Raw genomic sequence first — 21,186 nt, forward strand, 5'->3', positions numbered from 1 at the left:
GACCAGATGGATGATTTACTTTGCTCTATTGTCCGATAAATAAAATGAAATATGTATTAATTTTAAACATTTGTTTTTCAATTGTTTAAAGCATGATCATTAGTGCGTGAGAGGGCTTGACGTATTATCTATAAATTTAGATAATGCGCACACAGTTTACGGCTATGTAGCTCAGTTGGTTAGAGCACCGCACTCATAATGCGGGGGTCACAGGTTCAAGTCCCGTCATAGCCACCATTTTTATAGACCATGCTCACCGCATGGTCTCTTTTTTTGTGCGTAAAAATATAATTTTTTAATGCTTGATAAAATTTATGCGTTCAAAGCATCTATAGAAAAAGATTATACTCTGGTTAAAGTGTCAATTTTTTTGATTAAATCAGGAATTCGATATTGACCTGTCATTTTTGCAATATAATTTTTTGCATCTGTTAAGTGAATATCTTTGCAAGTAATATAAAGTGGTTTTTTGCTATTTCCTCGATATAACGCACAGTTTGCAGGTGTATCTTTATAATAATTTTTTGCTACGCCAATAATCGTTTTTTTATGGGTTAAAGCATTCCATAAATGTGTGCCTAAGCCTGCTTGTTGTTCTGCACCAAGTTGTACATAGCCATCAATCACTATATATTTAAAATCTTTATCAATACATTCAAGAAGTTGTAATATGCAAGGAAGTTCTCTTTTGTAAAAATTTCCTGCAATATATTCAGCAACTTCGGTAATATGGAGGGTATAACATTGTTCAAATTCTTGGCTATCCCAATCTTGGATTAAACCTGCAACAGCATAAGCACCTGTTTCTCGATAATGAACATCAATAATTAAAATCATTTTTCACTCTATTTATATTTGTTAAATTTTAAGCTTTAAATGGTAAATTTGTACTCATTAAATGGGCAATTGTTTGTTGAGTATGTTCATTTTGATAAAAAGGCGCAATTAATGAGGCAATAATTGAGTCGAGTAGATCATGTTCATCCAGTGCTTTAATGCAAGATGGAATAAAGCGATATGCTTCTAGACGCAGATCATGTTCATTTAAACCGACAGAATGTAATAATTCTTGTAAGCTAAATTCACTAAAATATTCATAAAATGCAGCAACAACATGCAGGATAATGTGTTGCATAAAATCAGTTTGACGTAGTCCTTTCCATGTTTCATAGACTAAAATAAAAAATTCTTCAAAATCGATAGATTGGAACTGAGAAAAAGTTTCTTTTAATGGACGTTGTTTAAGATCAGACCAAATCAAATAGGCAAGATTTGCAAGGTCTTCATTTGGAAGTTGAATGATATGAATCAGTTGCGAGCGGATTGCTGCTGCAAGTTGTTGTTCTAGCTTGAGTTCCAGATTTTGATGTTGTTCTTGAATGAAACTCAGTACTTTAGAGCGCAGATGATCTTGTTTGACGGTATATTGGCGTAATTGTCTCAGCCAAGGTGTATTTTGTTCTAAAATTTGATTAGCAAGCTGAATGCTTATATGTTGAATTTGTGGGTTATGTTCAAGATGATCTTGTAAATAGGTTTTTAGTTGTTCTAATTCTAAAATTTTAAATAACCATAATTCAAAATTTTCATCAGATAATAACTCATTGAGTACAGTCGAATTGTGAGCAGCAGAATGATGGATTTTTTGTGCTGCAACGCCAATAAACTCAAGTATATCGGGTCCTAAATTAAGCTCAAATGCATACTTTTGTATAACTGCTTGAAGTTGCTCTAGTTTGATGAAATCACGCAGTAAAATTTTATCTGCATTTTGGTAGGACTGAGCGATGAAACCTTCAATATAAATAGGGTTTTGAGTTTCAAGTAACTGTTTTTTAATAAAGCGAACTTGCTCAAGCTGAAGTGCTTGAGCAAGTTGTTGAGCAAAGCTCATGAATGATAAAGCGCTTTCGCTACTCACAAGGATTAAACACCTGCTTTCCAGCCATTCACGATTGGATAGCGACGTTCACGACTAAATGCACGTGATGTAATACGTGGACCAATCGCACCTTGACGGCGTTTATATTCGTTACGATCAACAAGCTTAATTATTTTTTCGACAACATCTTTGTCAAAACCTTTGGCAATAATGTCATCTTGGCTTTGATCTTCTTCGATATATGCATAAAGAATTGCATCTAAAACATCATAAGCAGGTAAAGAGTCCTGATCTTTTTGGTCAGGGCGTAACTCAGCAGATGGTGGGCGGGTAATCACGCGCTCAGGAATCACAGGTGTTTCACTGAGACTATTACGGTATTTTGCTAATTCAAATACAATGGTTTTATAAACATCTTTCAGTACTGCAAAACCACCAACCATATCACCATAAAGTGTGCAGTAACCAACTGATAACTCAGATTTATTTCCTGTTGATAAAACTAGATTACCAAATTTATTTGATAAACCCATCAGCAATGTGCCACGTGCACGTGCTTGTAAGTTTTCTTCTGTTGTATCCGCAGGTGAGTTACCAAAGAATGGGAACAGTGTTTGCATAAAGCTATTTACGATTGGATGAATTTCGGCAATTCCAAAAGTCACGCCCATACGTTTTGCTTGCTCTGCGGCATCTTCAACACTGATTTGAGAAGTGTAAGTATATGGCATCATGACAGCTTGTACTTTTTCAGCACCAATTGCATCTACAGCAATCGCTAAAGTAAGTGCAGAGTCTATTCCACCTGAAAGACCTAAAATGACACCTGGGAAACCAGAACGTTCGACATAATCACGTGTTGCCATGACTAGAGCCTGATAAATTTCAGCCATTGTATCGAGGGCAGGTGCAGTGGTAACCGCTTTGTAGGCTTTATTTTCAATTTCATAATCAATGAAATACACTTGCTCTTTGTAGCTTTCTGCACGTAAGACAACATCACCTGTATTGTTAATTACAAAGCTTGAACCATCAAAAATGAGATCATCCTGACCACCTACTTGGTTGGTATAAACCAGATGAATGTTGATTTGTCTCGCAAGTTCTTGCAATGTTGCAATACGATGTTGTGGTTTACCTACTTCATAAGGTGATGCATTGAGAACTAAAACGCTTTCTACGTTAAGTTGAGCAAGTTGTTGCACAGTTTGAAGTGACCATACGTCTTCACAAATAAGTACACCAAATTTATGACCTAAATACTCAAATACAAGGTGTTGATGACCTTCATTAAAATAACGCTTTTCATCAAAAACACTATAGTTTGGAAGATTTTGTTTGTTATATACACCAAGCACTTGCCCATCTTTCATGACTGCCGCAGAGTTATAACGTTGCCCATCTTCGGTTGTGTTGACAAAGCCAAAGACCATGACAATATCTTTAACCGTATGTAATTGCTCAAAAGCTTGAGCTGTACGTTTACTTATACTTGGGCGTAACAACAAATCTTCAGCAGGGTAGCCTACTATTGAAAGTTCAGGAAAAACAATAATATCAGCATTTTGTTTTTTTGCTTGATTTGCTTGTTCAATCATTTTTTGAACATTTGCTTCAATATTACCAATATGTGGAGAGAATTGCGCGAGAGCAACTTTAAAACTTTTCATTTAAACCTTGTCCTATTCCTATAGGGTAGTATGTTTACACACAATAGATTGATTTATATATAATTATTCAATAGTGTGTGATTCGGAAATTTAAAACACTGCCAAAAGGCATAAAATAAAAAATCATTTTCATGACAAAAAATCTTTATTTCTTGCACGGCAAAAATTACAGACTTGAGCTATTTTAACGAAAATCATGCCAGATGCTAGATGTTTAAAAAGATTGTCTAAAACTTCTCTATCATCTTTTTGAATTTAACAGGTTTTTGATGAAAAAACGAAGATTTTTGATGATTAATTTTGTTTCTTATGTATTAAAAATGCTGAGAAAATCTTACTCTTTGTGCAAACCTCCACATATTTAAAAATGATTTGCAGAAGTTTCTAAAATAATGTTCTTAATTTTTCTTAGAAAGATATCTCGAGCAATATCTCCTTGTTGTTCAATATTATAGTCTTCATATTTTTTGTGATTTTCTAAATTATAGGTATAGGGGTTATATTTTCCATAAGTGATATAGAATGCAATTTGTAAAATAGCACCTTTGAGAAGTACATTAACATGTTTTTGATGCTGATAAATATGTGCCATTTCATGAATAAAAAGTGCTTGAGTTGATAAGTTTTTTTGAGAAAAATCCTCAAAAAAGTCAGCATCTTTCATGTGAATACAGCCGTTGGGTGCCATTAAAATACCAACAGGTTGCCAAGGGAGATAAGGCTGATTCATAATCAAAACTTTAGAGTAATCAATAAGATCTCCAAAAACCATTTGACTGATTTTGATTTCGCCTAGACTTAAACGACGGCATTTAAATGTTTCAATATCGAGTAGCCTGAATAACCACCAATAAAAGTACAACATTTATCTTAATCCTAGGATGAAATTATGGATAAAAATGATCATCAAATTTCGACGTGAAGCTGATATTTTGCTTGAATTTTCATATTGAAAGTAGCATTGCAAAGTGAGCAAAACGTAAAAATATGAAAAAGAAAATAGCCTTAGAGGTCAAAAATTGTTAATAGGTGTTAACTCAAAAAATATTGTCTAACAATTTTTTAAATAGTCATAAAATGCTAACTCAATGACCTCAAATGCTAATGGTATTTAATAAAGCTTAGCGTAATTTTTACATATTCAATAGAGTTTTTACTCAAAACATGAGCAGTAGGTCACAGGATGAGTTGCTGTTTATACATTAATCAAATAAAGAGTATGTAGCCATGTTATTCACTAAGCCAGTTAAATCTATCTTTTCAAAAGTATTTTCTAATTCTCCTTTTAGTTTAGATGAGCAAACCCCGATTATTCCAATTCGTCATATGAAATTTAATTTTGAACCAGAAAAATTGGATCACAAATTTTATATGGATGCTGAATTGGCAAGCGCATACTTTGCTTCGTTGTCTATTTTTCTGACTTTAGGTGAAGATTTAGTCATCGATACAGCGCGTTATCATCGTGATTTTATTAAAGATCCGTTGTTAAAACAGCGTGTGACATCATTAATTGGACAAGAAGCGATTCATTCCAAAATGCATGAAGAATTAAATGATGCTTATATGGAACGTGATTTACCTGTTAAATTATTCCGTTTCTTAGCAGGTCATGTGTTTGATTACGGTTTTAACCGTTTGCCACAACCGATGAAGTTATCTTTGATGGCAGGAATTGAGCATTTTACTGCGGTACTTGCTGAATATATGATGAACCACGAAGAAATTTTCTTTAGATCTACAGATGAAAAGCAACGTGCAATTTGGATGTGGCACATGCTTGAAGAGTCTGAGCATAAAGATATTGCTTATGATGTGTTCCAAACTTTATCAAATAATTATGCATTACGTATTGCGGGCTTTTTCCCTGCTTTGATTACGATTTTAGTGCTTATTTCAGTCGCATCGTTATTGGTTCCTTTTTATCGTAAGCCAAGTAATTTAATTAGTTGGAGTTATTGGAAAGATATTCCACGCAGCTTTAGCTTAATTTTTGGTTTAAAAGATGGTGTATACGGAAGTTCATGGGGACATATTTTTGACTATTTACGCCCAGATTTCCATCCAAATGACCACGATACAACCGAGTTCTTAGAATATTACAAAGAAACTTTATTGAACCCTGAAAATGGCGTATTAACTCCATTTTTTGTTAAAGAATTTATTCCTGCACTCCGTGTTTAAAATAATTTAAAAGTTAAATGGAAGAACTCAATGGGATTTTTTTCGAAAAAGAAAAAGCCAACACAAAATGCATATGCTGTAGTTACAGGTGCAGGAAGTGGAATTGGTCGTAGCTTTGCTTTGGAGCTTGCAAAGCGTGGCGGAACAATTGTTTGTGCAGATATTAATTTAGATGCTGCACAAGAAACAGTACAGTTAATCGCAAGCCAAACTTCAGGTAAAGCATTTGCCGTACAGTGTGATGTAACGGATAAGACACAAGTTAAGGCATTGTCTGAAAATGCTGAAAAGTTAATGAATCATGCAGTCACTTTGGTCATCAACAATGCAGGTGTAGGGTTGGGAGGCAAATTTGACGAGGTTTCCCTTGATGATTGGCAGTGGTGTGTCAATATTAATCTTTGGGGCGTGATTTATGGCTGCCATTATTTTGTACCTAAGTTTAAACAGCAGGGATATGGTGCAATTATTAATGTCGCATCAGCAGCAGGTTATACTGCCGCGCCTGAAATGACGGCTTATAATGTAACCAAATCAAGTGTTTTAGCGCTATCTGAAACTTTATCGGCTGAATTACGTAAAGATAAAATCAGTGTCAATGTGCTTTGTCCAACACTTGTACCCACCAATATTATGAAAAATGGACGCTTGCCTGATAGTTATTCTGGCGTAGCAGATGATTTATTAATGAATCATGCTTTTACGACAAGTGATGCTGTAGCAATTAAAACGCTTAATAATTTAGACGCAGGCAAGCTTTATACCATTCCTCAACCTGATGCTAAATTATTTTGGATTTTAAAACGTGCATCGCCTGCACTGTATACCAAAGCATTGGGAATTGGTTATCCAATATTTGATAAGTTTATGAAATAAGCCAACATTTGAGATAAAAAAATGACAACAGAAAGTACCGTAGATCAGTTACCAGAAGATAAATCAACAGCGAAAAAAGCGTCACAAACAACGACTGTAGAAGAGATCAAACAAGTGACTCAACCAGAGGAAGTGAAAGCAGCAGCGAAAGCTGAAGTAAAAGCTGAGCCAAAAATTGAGGTAAAGCAAACAACGGTTGAGCCAAAAGCACCTAAAGCTGAAGCTCAGCTTGAAGCAAAAGTAGAGCCACAGATTCAACCTGAAAAAGTTGTGGAAGAAAAAGCTGAAGCACCAAAAGTAATTGCAAAATCACAAGCGATTGAAGAAAAAGCAACTGTAGCTGAAGCAAAAGCAACAGTGAAAAAACCTCAACCCGTTCATGTCTATGACACGATTGTGGTGGGTGCGGGTATTTCAGGAATTGCCGCTGCTTATAAAATGAATCAAGCAGGTTATCATAATTATATTGTGCTCGAAAAAGCTGAGCGCGTTGGTGGTACATGGCGTGATAATAATTATCCAGGCTGTGGTTGTGATGTGCCTTCAGCATTGTATTCATTTTCTTTTTCGCCAAGTCATAAATGGAGTCATTTATTTGCGAAGCAACCAGAAATTCTTAGCTATTTAGAAGAGGTTGTAGAAAAGCATGATTTGGGTGGGAAAATTGAATTTGGCAATGAGCTGTTGAGTGCGAAATGGGATGAAGCTCAGCAAGTTTGGCATTTAGAAACTTCAAAAGGTTCATATCAAGCAAAAACGACTATTTTCACAACAGGTCCGATCACAGAGCCTTCTATGCCAAAAGTTAAAGGTATTGAAGGCTTTAAAGGTAAAATGTTCCATTCTGCACGTTGGGATCATGATTATGATCTTAAAGGTAAGCGTGTGGCGGTCATTGGAACGGGTGCATCAGCGATTCAATTTATTCCGCAAGTACAGCCATTAGCAAAAGAGTTATTTGTATTCCAACGTACAGCTCCTTGGGTTTTACCAAAAGCTGATCGTGAATTAGGGGATACGGCAAAAGGCATTGTTGAACGTTTCCCTGTGATTCAACAAACTTGGCGTAATAGTATTGCACAAATTTTGAATGGTATTAATTTTGGTTTACGTCATCCAAAGATTTTAAAGCCTGTTAATTTTTTAAGTAAACAATTGCTTAAATTACAAATTCAAGATGAGCAACTACGTCAAGATGTCACACCAAACTTTGATATTGGTTGTAAGCGTTTATTATTTGCTAACAACTATTATCCTGCTTTACAACAAGATAATGTGAGCCTCATTCCACATGGTTTGGTTGAAATAGATGGTAATGCAGTGGTTGCTGCCAATGGTGAGCGTCATGAAGTTGATGTGATTATTTGGGGCACAGGTTTTGAGGTTTCTCATCCACCTATTGGACAGCGTGTCACGAATTCAGACGGTGTATTATTGTCTGAGTTATGGAAAGACAGCTCTCCAGAAGCTTACTTGGGTGCAAGTATTGAAAAAGTACCAAACGCGTTCTTGGTATTAGGTCCAAATATTTTAGTTTATGACTCTTTTATTGGTATTGCAGAAGCACAACTGGATTATATTATCAGTGGCTTATTGAAAATGCGTGACCAGAAAATTAAACGTATTGAAATTAAGAAAAATGTTGTGCGTTATCATAATTTGAAAGTGCAAAGAAATCTGAAAACGACAGTATTTAATGCAGGGGGTTGTAAGTCTTATTATTTAGATCAAAATGGTCGTAACTTTGCAGCTTGGCCGTGGTCATTGCAAGAGTTAAAAAATCAGTTAAAAGATTTAGATTTGAAGCATTACGATACAGCATCATAAGTTATTGAAAGAATTTTAGCCCTAACTTAGTTTAGGGCTTTTATTTTTGTTTAATCTAAAAATAATGATTTCTGCAATCAAAAGATTAATTGTCCAACCTAACCATGCTTCAAGTTGATAAATATGAAGTGGTGTAAGCCAATCAAAATAAGGTTGTAGCTGATATAAAACGATTTTCCATGTTCTTAAACTTAAGGCTGAAAGCCCTAAAGCAAAACTACGAATCATCCAATTTTGGTGAGCTTTCCATTGTTTTTGAAAAATTTTATAGAGAGCAATACAAGTAGTCATTCCCCATAAAATACTCAGTAATATAAAACATAGCTGTGTTTGCCAACCTCCTGCGGCTGAAAGTGCCATAATAAAGCCGCTAGGTAAGGCAAAAGCTAAGACAGTTGTAATGTAAAGCCAACCACTATAACGATGGATTTTTGGGAGTTTTTGTCTAATTTGACTCGAAAATTGAGTGAAACCTGCGATTAAAATCAATGAACTGACAATGACATGAGCTTGGAAGGCAAAGCGCCAAGGTTGCGTGTGAATGACGTCTTGTTTTAAGGCTAGAAAATTAGTGTCATTTTGCCAAGGAAAATATTGTAGGCAAATTTTAACCATGAGAAGACTCAAATATAGATAAATCATCAGTATAAAAATCAAGAAAATGTTTCTGAGTTCTATTTTTTTCATGGTTGTATTCTGCATGCTTTATGCAAGATCAATATCAGTGAAGTCGTTTTGTAAATGATGACTAAAAATCTTGATAAAATTTTACGTTTTCAATCTTAAAAAAAGTTAAAGTTGAATTAAAATTATAGTGGAGATTTATATAAATACATACATAGGTATAACAATGAAAAAGCAATTATTTATGTTTTGCTTGCCTTTTTTTGTCATGCAATCGAGTTTTGCATTGAATATACAACAGCTTAAAACCTCTTGGTCAGGTATTTATGATGGGCAAAAAATAGGGGTGTTTATTGAGTCAATTGATCGTAATCAGGTCAAGGGCTACAGTATTTTAGGTAAAAATAAGCAGAATTTCTCAGGCAAAGTTCAAGCAACTTCACAAGGTTATAAAATCACGGCGGTTGAAAGTGGTCCTAAAGCAAGTAGTGGTACATTTACATTTTTAGTCAGTGAAAATCAGCCTAAAACACTACAATCGAGTTGGGAATCTACAACCGCTAAAGTAAAACCTAAATATTTTGACTTAAAACCACAGCAGTGTCGTTATGCAAAAAATGAAGGTTCATTTGCAGAGGCTTCAAATCGTTTGCTAAAAGATGATGATTTACAACTTCCACCTGATGAACTTGATTATATGCGTAATAGTATTTATGCGCGTCATGGTTATTCATTTGCAAATAAAGAAATAGCGAATGCTTTTAGTGAAGCAGATTGGTATATGCCGTGCAGTACCAATGTTGAAAATCAGCTTACACAAATTGAAAAGACCAATATTCAGCGAATTAAAAAAGTTCGTCCTTATATGGAAAAGATGGAATGGGGGCGCTAATAAAACTGAAATCGGGAAGTGACTTTTAATATTAATTTTTTCAATCAATCTGTGATTATTTTGGTTTTTGCAAAAATTCTATTGTGCTATTGATTTGAAATAGAGAAAGCAAACTTATGATGAAAAAAAGTATTTGTTTGATGGTTGGCGTGTTTGTATGTTCTATAGGCTTTGCAGCAACGCCTACATCAAAAGAAATTATTTCAACTTTAACGAATTTAGATGATTCTTATGCAACACCAAAAAATGCAATTGATATTAATAAGACGCAGGCTGTACGACTAAAATCAGGAGAGGTCGCTTACTTGTCTGGTGTGGAATTTCAAGATGCAGGGCGCAATTTTTGGGGTGGTTATATTTTGACTCGACCAAAGTTAAAGCAGTCACAAATCCTTGAATATGGCGGGCAAGCCAATAGATTTAAAATTTATAATGCTCAAGCTAAAAGCAAGCCGATTCAACTTGTGCAATTGACTTCTGCAAGTTCTGGTCAGGGTGAAGTCTCTAGTCGAGATGACTTAGTTTATTTTGATGGTTGGAAAGCTTATGTGGTTGCGACGGCTGAATCTTCAAGTTATCCAGGGCGTTATAGTGAAAAGTTAGGTGAAGAAGATTGTAAAACTGGAGAGAATATTGAAAGTACATTAAAAGTAGTTGCTGAGGCAGATTATGTATTGAGAACAAGTAAAACATCAAATGCGTGTAAAGGCGCTAAAGTGACCATAAAAGAAGATAAAATACCCTTTAAAATTCGATAAATTGAAGTAATAAAAAAACCACCAAAAGGTGGTTTTTTTATGGTCAAAGCGTATAACGAATTAACGTTTGATATCGCGTTGAGTTTCGCCAGTGTAAAGCTGACGAGGGCGACCGATTTTGTAAGGTGCGCTGTGCATTTCTAACCAGTGGCTGATCCAACCAACAGTACGTGCAAGAGCGAAGATTACAGTAAACATTTCTGTTGGGATACCAATCGCTTTAAGGATGATACCTGAGTAGAAGTCTACGTTAGGGTATAAGTTACGTTTGATGAAGTATTCATCAGAAAGTGCAATACGTTCAAGTTCCATAGCAAGTGCTAATTGTGGATCATTGATACCAAGAGCGCTTAGAACTTCGTCACAAGTCTCTTTCATTACTTTCGCACGTGGATCGAAGTTTTTGTAAACTCGGTGACCGAAGCCCATAAGTTTAACTTCTTTAGTTTTCACTTTTTCCATGAAGTCAGCAACGTTTTCAACGGTACCGATTTCATCAAGCATCTTAAGAACAGCTTCGTTTGCACCACCGTGAGCAGGACCCCAAAGCGCAGAGATACCCGCAGCGATACATGCATAAGGGTTAGCGCCAGTAGAACCCGCTAAACGTACTGTAGATGTAGACGCATTTTGTTCATGGTCAGCATGAAGTGTAAAGATACGATCCATTGCTTTAGCAAGGATAGGATTTACTTTGTAATCTTTGTCAGCAGGTGTAGCAAACATCATGTACAAGAAGTTTTCAGCGTAACTTAAATCGTTACGTGGATACATGAATGGTTGACCCACTGTGTATTTGTAGCTCCAAGCAGCAAGTGTAGGAACTTTTGCAATTAAGCGAATTGCAGTAATTTCACGGTGGTTTACATCTTCAACATCAAAACCATTGTGATAGAACGCAGAAAGTGCACCAACAACGCCAACCATTATAGCCATAGGGTGAGCATCACGACGGAAACCGTTATAGAAGCGGCTTACTTGGTCATGTACCATAGTATGGTTGCGTACTTTTGCTTCAAATTCAGCTTTTTGTTCAGCAGTAGGAAGTTCACCACTTAATAATAAGTAGCAAGTTTCTAAGTAAGAAGCTTGAGTCGCAAGTTGGTCGATTGGGTAACCACGGTGTAAAAGAACACCTTTGCCGCCATCGATGAATGTGATTTTTGATTCACAAGCAGCAGTTGCCATAAAACCAGGATCAAAAGTAAAGTGACCTGCGGCCAATACATCTTTAACGTCGATTACATCTGGGCCCAATGTACCACTGTAAATTGGTAATTCAATTTCTTTGCCATCAAGTTGTAAAACGGCTTTTTTGCCAGTTGCTGCAGACATTCAATTGATCTCCTGTCCTGGTGAATGTTTTATCTAACTTGTAATTGTTATTTGTTACCAAACAAGTTAGACAGATCAAAAATTGCTATTAGCTTAGTGAGTACTGAAATTTTGTCAATTATACTTATGGATAAAAAGTGACGTTAGCACAGTAGCTTAGTCATGCAATCTCATTCAAAGAATTTTAAATAAAATTACAGTATCGGCTCAGTATAATAAGGCAAATTCTAGATTTGGTGCATAAAAATAATTGATCTTGCTAGACAAGAATAGTGATCAAAGCCTAAAAATTATTGAATTTTTAAATATTGTTAAAAGTATGCAAATCACCTAAAACCATCTAATTACCATGACTTACAATTCATAAAAATTAATACTGTGTGAAAAAACCACACAAAAATGATTGAAATATTTTTTTTCATTTTCATTATTGATTGGTTAAAAAATAGTTTGAAAAAAGTTTTTACTGTTTAAAAAATGATCTTTAGTGCGAAAAATATGCTAAATTCCGTCTTAAAAATAAACAATTATTTGCTATTTTTAAAACTAAAATTGATTTATTCACAAACTAAGTACTTATTTCTGTTCAAAAACTCTTAAGTTAAATATTATATTAATGATATGCACTATTTATTTTAAAAATAATGGTAGTGTTTAATTTATAAATATCTTTATATACCGTTCATGATTGAATATGATTAATGATTGAAATTTTAAATAAAACACAGTTTCGTATTTATGTTGTGCTTTAGTCTAAAATTTAAAAAACTTAAAAATAAATAAAAATATATTGGCATATTAAAATTAAATGTTTAAAAAATAAATAGATAGCATGGTTTTATTGATTTTAATTTTTTGTATGATGAGATATTTTGTTATAAATGATTCTTATTTGTAGAGTTTTTCATTAAAAAGCCAAATCGCATCGTTTGTATTTTGACAGTTCACGATTTATAATTCAGTGTCGTTTATAAGTTTAGGCAATTTGCTTGCCTAACAATGCCAGCTTTCCTTCGAATTAATTCCAACAAACTCCGGATGGAGTTTTTACTTACAGGATGCCCGCTGTGAAAAGCAACAGACCTGTCAATTTGTCCATGGGTCAAGTTTTAGATGTAAACTTAAAATCCCCTGTGGCTATTGCATCAATTCTACACCGTCTTTCAGGTGTCATCGTATTTTTACTCGTACCGGTACTTCTATGGCTTTTAGACAAATCATTGTCTACGCCTGAAGGTTTTGCGCAAGTGCAAGCAATCTTTAGCGGCTTCGTTGTACGTTTTGTTGTATGGGTATTTGTAGCAGGCTTATTATTCCATTTGATTATGGGTATTAAGCACTTACTTGCTGACCTTGGTTTTGCTGAAGAACTGCAAAGTGGTCGTGTTGCAGCTACAATTGCATTAATCTTGGCTGCGATCTCAGTTATCGCATCATTTGTATGGATTGTTCTCTAATGAAAAGTGCTACAGGTTTAACGGGTTCAGGTTCTCGTGATTGGTATATCCAACGTGTGAGTGCTGTTGTTTTAGCTGTTTATACTGTTGTTGTGCTTGGTTGGATTCTGTGCAATGGCGGATTTGACTACGAACAATGGAAAGGCTTTATGATGACATTGCCAATGAAGATTTTATCTTTATTGTCAGTCTTGTCTCTTGTTGCACACGCTTGGATTGGTATGTGGCAGGTATTCACTGACTATGTGACTACACGTCAAATGGGTCCTTCAGCTTCAGGTCTGCGTCTTGTGTTGACGTCTGCAGTGATTATTGCAGTATTTGCATACGCAATTTGGGCAATCCAGATTTTTTGGGCGAATTGATAGGAAACAATCATGGGCGCTATAATCCCTAAAGAAGATTACACAAATATTCCACACGAAACTTTCGATGCAGTCATCGTTGGTGGTGGTGGTTCAGGTATGCGTGCATCTTATCAGCTTGCTCAAGCAGGTTTGAAAGTTGCAGTGCTAACTAAAGTATTCCCAACACGTTCACATACGGTTGCGGCTCAAGGTGGTATTGGTGCATCTCTTGGTAATATGCAAGAAGATAACTGGCACTACCATTTTTATGACACCGTGAAAGGGTCTGACTGGTTAGGTGACCAAGATGCAATCGAGTTTATGACTCGTGAAGCACCTCAAGTTGTTTATGAGCTTGAACACCTTGGTATGCCATTTGACCGTAATGCTGATGGTACAATTTACCAACGTCCTTTCGGTGGTCACGCAGCGAACTATGGTGAAAAGCCAGTTCCACGTGCATGTGCTGCTGCTGACCGTACAGGTCACGCGCTTCTTCACACGCTTTATCAAAGCAACGTGAAAATGGGCACTCAATTCTTTGTAGAGTGGATCGCACTTGATCTTATTCGTAACGAAGAAGGTGATGTCCTTGGTGTAACAGCGATTGACCAAGAAACTGGTAAAATTGCAGTATTCCAAGGTAAGGCAACATTGTTTGCTACTGGTGGTGCTGGTCGTGTTTACCGTGCATCGACTAACGCATATATCAATACTGGTGACGGTCTTGGTATGGCAGCTCGTGCAGGTATTCCATTACAAGATATGGAATTCTGGCAATTCCACCCTACGGGTGTTGCGGGCGCAGGCGTATTGTTGACTGAAGGTTGTCGTGGTGAAGGTGCAATCCTTCGTAACAAAGACGGCGAACCATTCATGGAACGTTATGCACCAACTTTGAAAGACTTGGCACCACGTGACTTCGTATCACGTTCTATGGACCAAGAAATCAAAGAAGGTCGTGGTTGTGGTCCTAAAGGTGATTATATCTTACTTGATATGACACACTTGGGTGCTGATACCATCATGAAGCGTTTACCATCTGTATTTGAGATTGGTAAAAAATTCGCAAACGTGGATATCACTAAAGAAGCGATTCCAGTTGTACCAACAATCCATTATCAAATGGGTGGTATTCCAACGAATATTCATGGTCAAGTGGTACTTCCAGAGTCTGCTGAAACTCAGGAACTTGTTGCAAACTATAACAAGGACACTGGTGTTTATTCGCACAATGGTGGTGAGCGTGACTTCACTAAACCTGTAAAAGGTTTCTATGCGATTGGTGAATGTTCTTGCGTATCTGTACATGGTGCAAACCGTTTAGGTACGAACTCACTGCTTGACTTGGTTGTATTTGGTAAAGCGGCTGGTGAACACATTATTGACTACGTGACTAAACATCATGGCGATGACTACACACCACTGCCTACAACCGTACTTAAAAATACAATTGCTCGTATTAAACAACTTGATGACTCTACATCAGGTGAAAATGCGCAGGAAGTTGCAGATGCAATCCGTGACATCGTTCAGGATCACGCAGGTGTATTCCGTACTCAAGCATTGCTTGACGAAGGCGTAAAACAAATTCTTGCGATTGAACCACGTGTACGTAACATCCACTTAAAAGACAAATCTAAAGTATTTAACACTGCACGTATTGAAGCTTTAGAAGTTGAAAATATTTACGAAGTAGCAAAAGCGACCTTGATTTCTGCTGCTGCGCGTAAAGAATGTCGTGGTGCGCATACGGTTGTAGATTACGAGTTACCACCTGATCATGCAGATTACCCATATGGTCGTCGTGATGATGAGTGGATGAAACATACTTTATGGTTCTCAGCAGATAATCACTTAGAGTACAAACCAGTACGCTATAAGCCATTACTTGTAGATCCAATTCCACCTAAACCACGTACATTCTAATTGGGAGAACTAAGATGAGTAGAGGTACCCGTACATTCGAAATCTACCGCTATGATCCTGATAAGGATAAAGCACCGTACATGCAGACTTTTAAACTTGAATTGACTGATAAGCACCGTATGTTGCTTGATGCTCTTCTTGCATTGAAAGTACAGGATGAATCATTGACTTTCCGTCGTTCATGCCGTGAAGGGATCTGTGGTTCTGATGGCGTGAACATCAATGGTAAAAATGGTCTTGCTTGTTTATGGAACTTAAACGATTTACCAGAAAAAATCGTGATTCGTCCATTGCCAGGTTTACCAGTGGTTAAAGATTTAGTTGTGGATATGAATCAGTTCTACGATCAGTATGACAAGATTCAACCATTCCTGATCAATAACCAGCCTGCGCCACCAAAAGAGCGTTTACAATCTCCTGAAGATCGTGAACATCTTGATGGTTTGTATGAATGTATTCTTTGTGCATGTTGTTCAACTTCATGCCCATCATTCTGGTGGAACCCTGATAAATTCTTGGGTCCTTCAGCATTATTGAATGCATATCGCTTCATTATTGATTCTCGTGATACAGCAACTCAAGATCGTTTATCGCGTCTTGATGACCCATTCTCATTATTCCGTTGTAAAGGGATTATGAACTGTGTGTCAGTTTGCCCTAAAGGTTTGAACCCAACGAAAGCGATCGGTCATATCCGTAGCATGTTGCTCGACCAAGCAGGCTAATTTTGCTGAAAAAGAAAGCGCACATCATGTTTTGATGTGCGCTTTTTTATTGAGTTTAAAAATGAATTGAATTTAGTGATTTATTGTATGGATTGTTTATATAAATGGGCGAATGATAGTAGATTATTTAACACATGTATTTCGCCAATTTATAAGAGGTATGTGTCAAAAAAATCAATTGATGTTATAGTTCATGTTACGATTTAACAAACCGTCATAAGTGTGAAAAAGTACTTAATTATCGTACATATTTTCAACATAAGACTGCTTCATATAGGTTTATAACTATTTATATGAATAAAAATGAAGTCGTTTTAGAAAAAATAAATCTGAATATTTATTTTTTCTAAGTCGATTTGCAAAAAATTGCTCAGCCTTGGTTGAGTATATCAGTGAGTGATGATGCCATGAGGGCGTTATGATTCATTATTTGCATTAGTGTTGAGCTAATGTTGTAACGCCCCATGGTCATAAGTACCTGATGGGTGAATGTCAATTTACCGATTTGGCATGATCAATCATGGGAGTGCTTAAAAAGCACCCTCTAATGTTTTTGCAATAGGAAATGGGTCCACAAATGCAAGAAATTGCTGACGCACTGCGTCTTGATACTGAACTTTCCGCTGATAGTGCAGCGTATATTGAAGAGCTTTACGAGCAGTACCTATCTTCTCCAACCTCAGTAGGCGAGGATTGGCAGCAATATTTCGATAAATTCCCTAAAGGTGATCAACCACATGGAAATATTCGTGAGCAATTTTTATTATTAGGTCGTAATTCAAGTCGTGTTCAGCCTGTTGTGCAAAGTGAAGTAAGTACTGAGCATGAACGTCGTCAAATTGGTGTTTTACAACTAATCGCGGCATACCGTAACCGTGGTCATCAAAAAGCAAAACTTGATCCACTCGGTTTGGCGAAACGTGAAGACGTACCTGATTTAGATCTTGCAGCGCATGGTTTAACCAAATCAGATTTAGATACCGTATTTAATGCTGGTAATCTTGCAATTGGTAAAACCGAAGCGACTTTAGGTGAAATGGTTGAAGCGATGGAAGCAACATATTGTGCTTCTATTGGTGCAGAGTATATGCACATTGTTGATACCAAAGAAAAACGTTGGATTCAACAACGCCTAGAGGGTGCACGTGGTCAATTCAATTTTTCTGCTGACCAGAAAAAACACGTACTTGAACGTTTAACAGCAGCCGAAGGTTTAGAAAAATTCCTTGGTAATAAATATGTTGGTGCTAAACGTTTTGGCGTTGAAGGTGGCGAATCTTTCATTCCAATGGTCAACGAACTGATTCAACGTGCAGGTTCTGTAGGTTGTAAAGAAGTTGTGATCGGGATGCCACACCGTGGTCGTTTAAACTTACTTGTAAACATCATGGGTAAAAACCCTGCTGATTTGTTCGGTGAGTTTGAAGGTAAAGCACTACATAAAAAAGGTTCTGGTGACGTTAAGTATCACCAAGGCTTCTCATCAAACGTAATGACTCCAGGTGGTGAAGTTCACTTGGCATTGGCGTTTAACCCATCTCACTTAGAAATCGTTGGACCTGTAGTTGAAGGTTCTGTACGTGCACGCCAAGTACGCCGTAAAGACATTGGTGGTGATGATGTATTGCCAGTGATTGTACACGGTGATGCTGCATTTGCAGGTCAAGGTGTCAACCAAGAAACCTTCCAAATGTCACAAACTCGTGGTTATACAGTGGGTGGTACAGTTCATATCGTGGTGAATAACCAAGTGGGCTTTACAACTTCTGATCCACGTGATGCGCGTTCTACAGAATACTGTACTGACATTGCAAAAATGATCCAAGCGCCGATCTTCCATGTGAATGGTGATGATCCTGAGTCTGTATTGTTTATTGCACAGTTAGCACATGATTTCCGTCATACATTCCGTAAAGATGTTGTGATTGATATGTTCTGTTACCGTCGCCGTGGTCATAACGAGGCGGATGAGCCAGCTGCAACTCAACCAATGATGTATCAAGTGATCAATAAAAAAGCGACAACTCGTACGCTTTATGCTGATCAGCTTGTACAAGAAAAAGTGTTGGATCGTGCTGATGCCGATGCTTTGGTTGAAAAATATCGTGAAGACCTTGAAGCAGGTCGTCATGTTGCCAATGCACTTGTTCTTGAACCAAACAAAAAAATGTTTGTCGATTGGACACCATATCTTGGTCATGATTATACAGATGACTGGGATACAACTTTCCCAATCGAACGCTTAAAAGAACTTGGTCGTAAAATGCGTGAGTTGCCTGAAGGCTTCGTGATGCAACGTCAAGTATCTAAAGTGATTGATGATCGCTTGAAAATGCAAACTGGTGAAATGCCATTGAACTGGGGTGCAGCAGAAACACTTGCTTATGCTTCTATTCTTGATGATGGTTTCCTTGTTCGTTTGACAGGTGAAGACGTTGGTCGTGGTACATTCTCGCATCGTCATGCAAAATTACATAACCAAGTTGATGGTTCAGTTTACATTCCATTATGTAACCTAAAAGAAAACCAACCACGTACTGCAATTTATGACTCATTATTGTCAGAAATGGCGGTTCTTGCATTTGAATATGGTTATGCAACTACACTTCCAAAAAGTTTAATTATTTGGGAAGCTCAGTTTGGTGACTTTGCTAACTGTGCACAAGTCGTTATTGACCAATTCATTTCATCTGGTGAAACCAAATGGGAACGTGTGTGTGGCTTAACGTTGCTTCTTCCACATGGTTTTGAAGGTCAAGGTCCAGAGCATTCATCTGCACGTTTAGAACGTTTCTTACAGTTATGTGCTGAAGAAAATATGCAAGTGATTACGCCAACGACACCAGCGCAGATTTTCCATGCAATGCGTCGTCAAGCGGTTCGCCCAATCCGTAAACCATTGATCGTGACTTCACCGAAGTCATTGCTTCGTCACAAACTTGCAACTTCGACTTTAGAAGAGCTTGCAACTGGTACATTCCAAACTGTGATTGATGAAGTAGATCAAATCAATAAACAAGATGTAACACGTGTTGTACTTTGTGGTGGTAAGGTTTATTACGACTTACTTGAAAAACGTCGTGAACAAAACTTGAACATTGCAATCGTACGTGTTGAGCAACTTTATCCGTACCCAGAAAAACGTCTTGCTGAAGTATTGGCGACTTATCCAAACGTAAAAGAACTTGTTTGGTGTCAAGAAGAGCCGAAAAACCAAGGCGCTTGGTTATTCATTGCTCCACGTCTATATGAAGGCGTGATGAAAGCAGGTCAACAAGTTCAAATTAGCTATGCGGGGCGTGAAGCTTCAGCTGCACCTGCGTGTGGCTCACCTTATTTGCATGCAAAACAACAAGCTCAGCTTGTAAATGACGCTTTAGCGATCGTCGCTGATCAATCAGGAGAATCTAAATAATGGCAACCGAAATTAAAGCACCTGTATTTCCAGAGTCAGTTGCTGATGGAACAATTGCAACTTGGCACAAACAACCAGGTGAAGCTGTATCACGTGACGAAGTAATTTGTGATATTGAAACAGATAAAGTTGTTTTAGAAGTTGTTGCTCCTGCTGACGGTTCTATTTCTGCAATCATCAAAAATGAAGGCGATACTGTGCTTTCTGCTGAAGTGATTGCAACTTTTGAAGCAGGTGCTGTTTCTGGCGCTGCACAAACTCAAGCTGTTCAGTCTGAAGAGAAAGTTGAACAAGCAGTTGCACAAACTCAAGCAGGTAACGCACCTGTTGTTGAACGTGCTCAAGTGGCAGACCAAGCTCCTGCAGTACGTAAAGCATTGTCTGAAACAGGTATCGCAGCAGCTGATGTTGATGGTACTGGTCGTGGTGGTCGTATCACTAAAGAAGATGTTGCAAATCATCAAGCTAAACCAGCAGCTTCTGTAACGCCATTAAGCGTTGCTGTAGGCGAACGTGTTGAAAAACGTGTTCCAATGACTCGTCTTCGTAAGCGTGTTGCTGAGCGTTTACTTGCTGCAACGCAACAAACTGCGATGTTGACAACGTTCAACGAAGTGAACATGAAACCAATCATGGAAATGCGTGCTCAATATAAAGACGCATTTGAAAAACGCCATGGTGCACGTTTAGGCTTTATGTCATTCTTCGTTAAAGCTGCAACTGAAGCGCTTAAACGCTATCCAGCAGTAAATGCATCTATTGATGGCGATGACATCGTTTATCACGGTTTCTATGACATCGGTGTTGCTGTGTCAAGTGAGCGTGGTTTAGTTGTACCTGTACTTCGTGATACTGACCGCATGAACTATGCTGAAGTTGAAAATGGTATCCGTGCATATGCTGGTAAAGCGCGTGATGGTAAATTAGGTATCGAAGATATGACTGGTGGTACGTTCACTATTACTAATGGTGGTACTTTCGGTTCATTACTTTCAACACCAATTTTGAATACACCACAAACAGCGATTTTGGGTATGCATAAAATCCAAGAACGTCCAATGGCTGTAAATGGTCAAGTTGAAATTTTACCAATGATGTACTTGGCACTTTCTTATGACCACCGTCTAATCGATGGTAAAGAAGCTGTAGGTTTCCTTGTAGCAATCAAAGAATTGTTAGAAGAACCAGCTCGTCTTATCCTTGACCTTTAATTCTTTAGAATAACAATACGAGCTTAGGGCGATCCTCTAAGCTCGTTTTTGGAG

Annotated in this window: 17 protein-coding genes and 1 tRNA gene; 12 read left to right on the plus strand and 6 right to left on the minus strand. The window is 37.2% G+C overall.

The genetic code is table 11. The features are described 5' to 3' along the window. Positions 1-160 precede the first annotated feature (160 nt). Positions 161-237 (plus strand) — tRNA-Met (locus HX124_RS03875). A gap of 105 nt (positions 238-342) precedes the next feature. On the opposite strand, the gene HX124_RS03880 is transcribed toward HX124_RS03875, so the two are convergent. From HX124_RS03880 to HX124_RS03895, 4 genes are all read right to left on the minus strand, one after another. Beyond that, positions 343-837, minus strand: a complete 495-nt coding sequence (locus HX124_RS03880) for an endonuclease V (RefSeq protein WP_286382015.1) — start codon at positions 835-837, stop codon at positions 343-345. A gap of 28 nt (positions 838-865) precedes the next feature. Further along, positions 866-1,921, minus strand: coding sequence for a hypothetical protein (locus HX124_RS03885; RefSeq protein ID WP_286382016.1), 1,056 nt, complete (start codon positions 1,919-1,921; stop codon positions 866-868). 5 nt (positions 1,922-1,926) lie between these two features. Continuing rightward, entirely contained in the window at positions 1,927-3,552 is a 1,626-nt protein-coding gene (locus tag HX124_RS03890) for an NAD+ synthase (RefSeq protein ID WP_286382017.1), read from the minus strand. 361 nt (positions 3,553-3,913) lie between these two features. Continuing rightward, complete coding sequence (locus HX124_RS03895; protein WP_286376660.1) at positions 3,914-4,417, minus strand: hypothetical protein; 504 nt, start codon at positions 4,415-4,417, stop codon at positions 3,914-3,916. Positions 4,418-4,779: 362 nt separating this feature from the next. Between HX124_RS03895 and HX124_RS03900 the strand changes: the two genes are divergently transcribed. From HX124_RS03900 to HX124_RS03910, 3 genes are read left to right on the plus strand one after another with little or no spacing between them, the layout of a single operon-like run. Continuing rightward, on the plus strand, positions 4,780-5,736 hold the full coding sequence (locus HX124_RS03900) for a metal-dependent hydrolase (protein ID WP_107006974.1): 957 nt from the start codon (positions 4,780-4,782) through the stop codon (positions 5,734-5,736). Positions 5,737-5,766: 30 nt separating this feature from the next. Then, complete coding sequence (locus HX124_RS03905) at positions 5,767-6,612, plus strand: SDR family NAD(P)-dependent oxidoreductase (RefSeq protein ID WP_286382018.1); 846 nt, start codon at positions 5,767-5,769, stop codon at positions 6,610-6,612. Between the two features lie 21 nt (positions 6,613-6,633). Further along, on the plus strand, positions 6,634-8,439 hold the full coding sequence (locus HX124_RS03910) for an NAD(P)-binding domain-containing protein (RefSeq protein ID WP_286382019.1): 1,806 nt from the start codon (positions 6,634-6,636) through the stop codon (positions 8,437-8,439). 21 nt (positions 8,440-8,460) lie between these two features. Here the strand turns inward: HX124_RS03910 and HX124_RS03915 are convergent, their stop codons facing one another. Further along, positions 8,461-9,126 carry a DUF2306 domain-containing protein gene (locus HX124_RS03915; protein ID WP_286382020.1) on the minus strand — a complete coding sequence of 222 codons (666 nt, stop codon included), beginning with the start codon at positions 9,124-9,126 and terminating at the stop codon, positions 8,461-8,463. Between the two features lie 163 nt (positions 9,127-9,289). Here HX124_RS03915 and HX124_RS03920 point away from each other — a divergent pair, with 163 nt between their 5' ends. Beyond that, positions 9,290-9,955, plus strand: coding sequence for a YARHG domain-containing protein (locus tag HX124_RS03920; RefSeq protein ID WP_286376665.1), 666 nt, complete (start codon positions 9,290-9,292; stop codon positions 9,953-9,955). A gap of 116 nt (positions 9,956-10,071) precedes the next feature. Then, on the plus strand, positions 10,072-10,713 hold the full coding sequence (locus HX124_RS03925) for a hypothetical protein (RefSeq protein ID WP_502872804.1): 642 nt from the start codon (positions 10,072-10,074) through the stop codon (positions 10,711-10,713). A gap of 60 nt (positions 10,714-10,773) precedes the next feature. Here HX124_RS03925 and gltA read toward each other — a convergent pair whose 3' ends face one another. Continuing rightward, the gene (gene gltA, locus HX124_RS03930; RefSeq protein WP_107006979.1) at positions 10,774-12,048 is read right to left on the minus strand and encodes a citrate synthase; all 1,275 of its coding nucleotides are present in this window, start codon (positions 12,046-12,048) and stop codon (positions 10,774-10,776) included. A 1,067-nt stretch (positions 12,049-13,115) separates the two neighbouring features. Here gltA and sdhC point away from each other — a divergent pair. The 6 genes from sdhC to odhB all read left to right on the plus strand — a co-directional run bounded on the left by sdhC (position 13,116) and on the right by odhB (position 21,132). Then, the gene (gene sdhC / locus HX124_RS03935; RefSeq protein ID WP_107007113.1) at positions 13,116-13,505 is read left to right on the plus strand and encodes a succinate dehydrogenase, cytochrome b556 subunit; all 390 of its coding nucleotides are present in this window, start codon (positions 13,116-13,118) and stop codon (positions 13,503-13,505) included. Then, positions 13,505-13,870 (plus strand): succinate dehydrogenase, hydrophobic membrane anchor protein, encoded by a 366-nt coding sequence (sdhD, locus tag HX124_RS03940; protein WP_107006980.1) that lies wholly within the window; start codon positions 13,505-13,507, stop codon positions 13,868-13,870. The genes sdhC and sdhD overlap by 1 nt, the downstream gene beginning before the upstream one ends. 12 nt (positions 13,871-13,882) lie before the next feature. After that, on the plus strand, positions 13,883-15,781 hold the full coding sequence (locus HX124_RS03945) for an FAD-binding protein (protein WP_286376667.1): 1,899 nt from the start codon (positions 13,883-13,885) through the stop codon (positions 15,779-15,781). 14 nt (positions 15,782-15,795) lie between these two features. Continuing rightward, positions 15,796-16,506 carry a succinate dehydrogenase iron-sulfur subunit gene (locus tag HX124_RS03950; protein ID WP_286376668.1) on the plus strand — a complete coding sequence of 237 codons (711 nt, stop codon included), beginning with the start codon at positions 15,796-15,798 and terminating at the stop codon, positions 16,504-16,506. Between the two features lie 577 nt (positions 16,507-17,083). Then, entirely contained in the window at positions 17,084-19,921 is a 2,838-nt protein-coding gene (locus HX124_RS03955; RefSeq protein ID WP_286382022.1) for a 2-oxoglutarate dehydrogenase E1 component, read from the plus strand. Further along, positions 19,921-21,132 (plus strand): 2-oxoglutarate dehydrogenase complex dihydrolipoyllysine-residue succinyltransferase, encoded by a 1,212-nt coding sequence (gene odhB, locus HX124_RS03960; protein WP_107006984.1) that lies wholly within the window; start codon positions 19,921-19,923, stop codon positions 21,130-21,132. The genes HX124_RS03955 and odhB overlap by 1 nt, the downstream gene beginning before the upstream one ends. Positions 21,133-21,186 lie beyond the last annotated feature (54 nt).

Source organism: Acinetobacter sp. 226-1 (genome assembly GCF_030329325.1).
Classification (GTDB): Bacteria; Pseudomonadota; Gammaproteobacteria; order Pseudomonadales; family Moraxellaceae; genus Acinetobacter; species Acinetobacter sichuanensis.